At 30.8% G+C, this 1,502-nt stretch carries 1 protein-coding gene; it reads right to left on the reverse strand.

Features of this window, described 5'->3' with window-relative positions:
* Nucleotides 1-1,502: GumC family protein (locus FUA24_RS25030; RefSeq protein ID WP_394344189.1), on the reverse strand; the 1,502-nt coding region annotated here is incomplete at both ends.

The following is a 1,502-nucleotide window of genomic DNA, read 5'->3' on the forward strand; positions in this document are numbered from 1 at the left end:
GCCTGATGTAATAACATCTAAAAACTCAACATCCGTTTTTTGCACCACTTCGCTCAAAGGTTCTTGCCCTATTAAATAGTTAACAACACCAACATCATTTTTAATATTGAAGTCTCCAAAAATCTTCGGTTTTCTTAAATCTAAACCAACAAGCACTGTTTTTTTTCCACTTAAAGCAAAAACAGTAGCCATGTTTATAGAAGTAAACGTTTTACCTTCTCCACTAACAGATGATGTTACTAAAAGTGTTTTAGCGCCTTCTAAATTTTTAGTTTTGTAAAAATATTGAAGATTAGAACGAATGGCCCTGAACGACTCGGCAACTGCCGATTTTGGTTTTCTATGTACTATTAAATTATTATCTAACGGGTTTTTGCCAACAACTCCAAGAATTGGTATGGCAGATAATTGCTCAACATCAATAGGGCTGTGAATACTGTTATCTAATAATGTAAATATAAAAGCTAATACTAAAGGAATTAGTAAAGCCACTAAAAAAGCAAAAACATACCTAACATTTAAATTCCTGCCTAAAACTTGGGCGCCTGTATTTTTAGCTGAATCAATTACTAAAATATCAGATACGTTTGATGCTTTTATAATTTCAGCTTCACCGCGTTTAGCTAAAAACACATTATAAGTTTGCTCACTTAAAGTATATTGGCGCTCTATGGTAATTAAACGCTGCTGATCTTCAGGTAATTTACTAAATTGAGATTCAACTTTACTCAAACGACTACTTACTAATTTAGATTCGCGTTTTAAAACATGAGTAGCGGCGTTTATGTTTTCAAGTAATACATTTTTTAAACCTTCAATTTGCCTATTTAAATCGTTAAATATGCTAGCATCACTACGCACTGAATATTGAAGTTTAGATTTTTGAACCGAAAGTTCATTAATTTTAGATACGTTGTTTAAAATATTACCATCATTTATACCAGCTATTGATGGTGCCGGAATTTCAGTAAAAGTACTACTTGTTGTTAAATAACTTTTTAAGTTAGCGTAGTAATTAAGCTGCCTGTTTATACTTTCTTTTTCAGCATCTAACTCGGTAAGTTTTTCATTAAGTATAACGCTTTCATCATCTAAACTGAATATTTTATTCTTTTTTCGGTAGTCATTTAAATCTTCAGCATTTTTACTTAGTTCGCTTTTTACTCTTGAAATTTGCTCATCAATAAACTTAATAGCATTGGTAGCATATTGGTTTTTTCTGTTTAATTGATCTTCACTTAAAACTTCAACTACTGCATTTAAATAATCAACTATTTTCTCTGTATTCTTATCTATTAATGCTATATCAAGAATTGGTGAATTAGCTGGGTTTGATACTGATGTACGGGCTTTATAACTAGCTACTACACTATCAAAATTACTAAAACTAATAAAATAGCTTGTATCAGGTTTGGCAATTCTATCTGCTGCTAAAACTACTGTGCCTTTTAAAAATGGTAAATTAATTGGTGCTCCAATTTTATACTGTTTTTTAAACGGAC

Source organism: Seonamhaeicola marinus, assembly GCF_008085455.1.